This window comes from Thermococcus sp. (assembly GCF_027066465.1).
Classification (GTDB): domain Archaea; phylum Methanobacteriota_B; class Thermococci; order Thermococcales; family Thermococcaceae; genus Thermococcus.
Genome location: NZ_JAMONU010000027.1, coordinates 1 through 3,821 on the forward strand (window position 1 = coordinate 1; position 3,821 = coordinate 3,821).

Annotated in this window: 5 protein-coding genes and 1 pseudogene; 3 read left to right on the plus strand and 3 right to left on the minus strand. The window is 56.6% G+C overall.

Annotation, left to right across the window (positions count from 1 at the left end; genetic code table 11):
* Positions 1-12: 12 nt before the first annotated feature.
* On the plus strand, positions 13-606 hold the full coding sequence (locus tag MVK46_RS01300; protein ID WP_297534658.1) for an ECF transporter S component: 594 nt from the start codon (positions 13-15) through the stop codon (positions 604-606).
* Here the strand turns inward: MVK46_RS01300 and MVK46_RS01305 are convergent.
* The 3 genes from MVK46_RS01305 to MVK46_RS01315 are packed head-to-tail and all read right to left on the minus strand — an operon-like array spanning position 603 to position 1,903.
* Positions 603-887: a family 4B encapsulin nanocompartment shell protein gene (locus tag MVK46_RS01305; RefSeq protein ID WP_297534659.1), complete on the minus strand. Its 285-nt coding sequence runs from the start codon at positions 885-887 to the stop codon at positions 603-605. The genes MVK46_RS01300 and MVK46_RS01305 overlap by 4 nt on opposite strands.
* Positions 884-1,555, minus strand: coding sequence for a deoxyribose-phosphate aldolase (gene deoC / locus MVK46_RS01310; RefSeq protein WP_297534661.1), 672 nt, complete (start codon positions 1,553-1,555; stop codon positions 884-886). Before deoC ends, MVK46_RS01305 begins: the two co-directional genes overlap by 4 nt.
* Positions 1,556-1,591: 36 nt before the next feature.
* Complete coding sequence (locus MVK46_RS01315; RefSeq protein WP_297534662.1) at positions 1,592-1,903, minus strand: hypothetical protein; 312 nt, start codon at positions 1,901-1,903, stop codon at positions 1,592-1,594.
* 82 nt (positions 1,904-1,985) lie between these two features.
* Here MVK46_RS01315 and eno point away from each other — a divergent pair, with 82 nt between their 5' ends.
* Entirely contained in the window at positions 1,986-3,278 is a 1,293-nt protein-coding gene (eno, locus tag MVK46_RS01320; RefSeq protein WP_297534663.1) for a phosphopyruvate hydratase, read from the plus strand.
* Between the two features lie 165 nt (positions 3,279-3,443).
* Positions 3,444-3,821 (plus strand): annotated as a pseudogene (locus MVK46_RS01325) (radical SAM protein); the annotation flags it as partial.

Below are 3,821 nucleotides of genomic sequence, written 5' to 3' on the forward strand. Positions count from 1 at the left end.
TCCGGTGGTTGAATGGGGGAATTCGCCGAACTTTCACGCCTTGCTTCGTACAGCATTACCGCTGGGATTCTCGCCTTCGGCCTCTACCTCTGGAGGAAGAGAAACGAGGTGAAAATCTGGGAAGCCGGCATCACGGCGCTCTTTTCAGCGGCCCTCGTTCTGCTGGCAACCGCCGTGATACGAAGACCCGTCCCGCAGACTGGGGGCTACCTCAACGTCGGCGACACGATGGTCATGTTCACGGCCATGGTTTTCGGACCGGCTATCGGAGCTTTCGCCGGCGGCGTAGGTTCCGCGGTGGCGGATGTCGTCCTCGGGTACTCCGGCTGGGCACCCGTGACCCTGCTCGTGAAGGGACTCGAGGGGTTCGTCGTCGGCTACGCATCCAGAAAGCTTGAGGGAACCTCGGGAATGACGGTTGCGGCGGTTCTCGGTGGAATCGTTATGGTGGCTGGTTATTTCCTGTTTGAATACCATGCCTTTGGCTTTTCCCCAGCCTACGACGAACTGCAGGGAAACATAGTCCAGGCCGTAACAGGGGTGATAATAGGAACCGGCCTCGCCAACCTCGTAAAAAAGAAGTTTCCAAAGGTGGGAGAAATTTAGACCTCAAGCCTCTCTATTTCCTCCCACACCTGCTTCTCTGACAGGAACGGCTCCACTGAGACCCTGCGGGAGGCCCTCTTAATCTGGCCGAGGAACTTGGAGTCTGCTATAACGGCGTCGTATCCAAGCTCCTCTATCCTGTAAATCCTCAAACCAAAGCTGGAAAGGACGTCCTTGGCGTGCTCTATGAACCCGGGGCCAGCGAGCATTATGTCCGGTTCAAGGCCCTCATCCTTCAGCTCCCTTATTGCCTTCTCAACTATCTCCTTAACCTCCCTCATCTGGGGGCACCTTCCACAATCTTTACCCCGCTCGACGTTCCTATCCTGTTCGCTCCAGCCCTAATCATTTCAACAGCCTGCTCATACGTCCTTATTCCTCCGGCGGCTTTAACGCCCATCTCCGGACCAACGACCTTCCTCATCAGCCTGACGTCCTCAACCGTCGCTCCCCCGGTTCCGAAGCCGGTGGAGGTTTTCACGAAGTCCGCTCCGGCCTCTTTGGCCAGCTCGCAGGCCTTCACCTTCTCCTCCTCGGTTAAATAGCAGGTCTCGATTATGACCTTGACCTTCGCGCCCCTCTCGTGGGCTATCCTGACGACCTCCGCTATGTCCCTCTTCACGTAGTCGTAGTCCCCATCCTTGAGGGCGCCTATGTTGATGACCATGTCCAGCTCGTCGGCGCCGTCCTCAAGGGCTTTCCTCGCCTCGAAGACCTTAACCTCGGTCGGCGTCGCGCCGAGGGGAAAGCCTATGACGCTCGCCACCTTGACGTCTGCCTGCTTCTCCCTCAGGTAGTCCTTGGCGAGCCTGACCCGGTAGGGGTTAACGCAGACGGCGTAGAAGCCGTACTGAATCGCCTCATCGCAGAGCTTTATGATGTCCTCCTTGGTTGCATAGGGCTTTAGGTTGGTGTGGTCTATGTAGCGGGCTATCTCATGAGCGTTCATTCACATCACCTTAAAGAAAATTAAACGCGGTTGTATTTAGGGTTTTCCTTCGAGGGACTTCAAAACCTCCCACAGGCGAAGTGACGTCTCCTCATCGTCGAGAACCGGTCTTTCGAGACCCCGCGCTATCTTCTCAAGAACCCTAACGGCGTTGTCCCAGCACTCCTCAAGCGTTCTCCCCTTTGGAATCGGGTTCCTGAGGACGTGCCAGCGGCCCGTTCTCTCGGAGTAGACGAGGACCCTCGGAATGTAGTCGATGTCCATGAAGGTGTTGTCGAGGCTCAGCTCAACCCTGAACTCACCGACCTCGATAAAGCCTTCCTCCCTGAGCTTCCCCTTCCACTCCATGCCAGACACTCCTCCTCCCAGCTTAAAAGGAAATCGCCAAGTTTATATTGAAGGAGACTGAATATCACCCGAGGTGATTAGCATGGAGAACCCGTTCGAGATTACGGCAGTTATAGCGAGGGAAATCCTCGACAGCAGGGGAAACCCAACGGTTGAGGTCGAGGTTTACACCCCTGTGAGCATGGGGCGCGCCGCCGTTCCGAGCGGTGCCTCAACCGGAACCCACGAGGCAGTTGAACTTCGCGACGGCGGAAAGCGCTACCACGGAAAGGGCGTCAGGAGGGCCGTTGAGAACGTCAACAAGATAATCGCCCCTGAAATCATCGGAATGGACGTCACCTGGCAGAGGGACATCGATATGCTCATGATTGAGCTCGACGGCACCGAGAACAAGAGCAACCTTGGAGCCAACGCAATCCTCGGTGTTTCCCTCGCCGTTGCCAAAGCGGCAGCGAACGCCCTCGGATTGCCGCTTTACCAGTACATCGGCGGGACCAACGCCTACGTCATGCCGGTTCCGATGAGCAACGTCATCAACGGAGGTGTGCATGCCGGCAACGAGCTGGACTTCCAGGAGTTCATGATAATGCCCGTTGGGGCCGACTCCTTTAGGGAAGGTATAAGGTGGGTTTCCGAGACATATCACACCCTCAAGAAGGTCATAGCCGAGAAGTACGGCAAGAACGCCGTCAACGTCGGAGACGAAGGCGGCTTTGCCCCGCCGCTCAGGGAGCCGAGTGAAGCCCTCGACCTGCTCACCGAAGCCATCGAGGAGACCGGCTACAAGGTCGGCGACGAGATAGCCTTCGCCCTCGACCCTGCATCAAGCGAGTTCTTCGACGATAAGCTCGGCAAGTACGTCGTCGCCGGGAAGGAGTACGACAGGGGAGAGCTCCTCGAGCTGTACAAGGAACTCGTGAGCACCTATCCGATAGTGTCCCTCGAGGACCCGTTCCACGAGGAGGACTGGGAGGGCTTCGTCGAGATAACGAAGGAACTCGGAAGGAAGATACAGATAGTCGGCGACGACATATTCGTCACCAACCCGAAGAGAATCAGGAAGGCCATCGAGCTCGGCGCGGCAAACGCCCTCCTCCTCAAGGTCAACCAGATTGGAACGCTCAGCGAGGCGATAGATGCCGCCTACACCGCCTACCGCGCCGGCTACGGCGTTGTGGTGTCACACCGCTCGGGAGAAACCGACGACACGTTCATAGCCGACCTCGCGGTGGCCCTCAACACCGGCCAGATAAAGACCGGCGCTCCGGCCAGGATGGACAGGAACGCCAAGTACAACCAGCTCATCCGCATAGAGGAGGAACTTGAGGGAATCGCGGTTTACCCGGGCAAGAAGTTCCACAACCCGTTCCTCTGAAGTGCCCAGTTAGGGTTTTAACCCCTCTCTTCTCATTTCATTCGGGTGCTTTGATGAAGAAGGGAAAGAAACTAAAAATCTACATCCCCGACATCAAGTTCCCCTCGCGGGACCGGGGGATTTCACCCCCCACGTCCTTGCTAACCCCCTCCAGAGGTGGGTTAAATGAAAAAACTAAAAATCTACATTCCTGGAGTTAAGTTTCCCTCAATCTCGCTCACCGGAAGCTACTGTTTCCTGAACTGCGCACACTGCGGGAGGCACTACCTTGAGGGCATGAAAAAGCCGACGCGAAAAGAGCTCCTTAACTTCTGCCTCGACCTCGAGCGCTCCGGCGGTCTGGGCTGTCTGCTCAGCGGTGGAATGGATTCCCGCCTGAAGGTGCCGATTGATAGATACGCGGACGAGCTGAGGGAAATTAAGAGGAAAACCAGTCTGAAGCTCAACGCCCACGTCGGCTTCATAGACGAGACCGATTTGGAGTGGCTCAAGTTTGTGGATGTTGTTTCCCTCGACTTCGTCGGCGATGACGACGTGATAAAG

What these genes read in the sequence shown, in the direction of transcription:
- MVK46_RS01305 (WP_297534659.1), bottom strand. Translation starts at nt 887, where the DNA reads ATGAGGGAGGTTAAGGAGATAGTTGAGAAGGCAATAAGGGAGCTGAAG.
- MVK46_RS01300 (WP_297534658.1), top strand. Translation starts at nt 13, where the DNA reads ATGGGGGAATTCGCCGAACTTTCACGCCTTGCTTCGTACAGCATTACC.
- eno (WP_297534663.1), top strand. Translation starts at nt 1,986, where the DNA reads ATGGAGAACCCGTTCGAGATTACGGCAGTTATAGCGAGGGAAATCCTC.
- deoC (WP_297534661.1), bottom strand. Translation starts at nt 1,555, where the DNA reads ATGAACGCTCATGAGATAGCCCGCTACATAGACCACACCAACCTAAAG.
- MVK46_RS01315 (WP_297534662.1), bottom strand. Translation starts at nt 1,903, where the DNA reads ATGGAGTGGAAGGGGAAGCTCAGGGAGGAAGGCTTTATCGAGGTCGGT.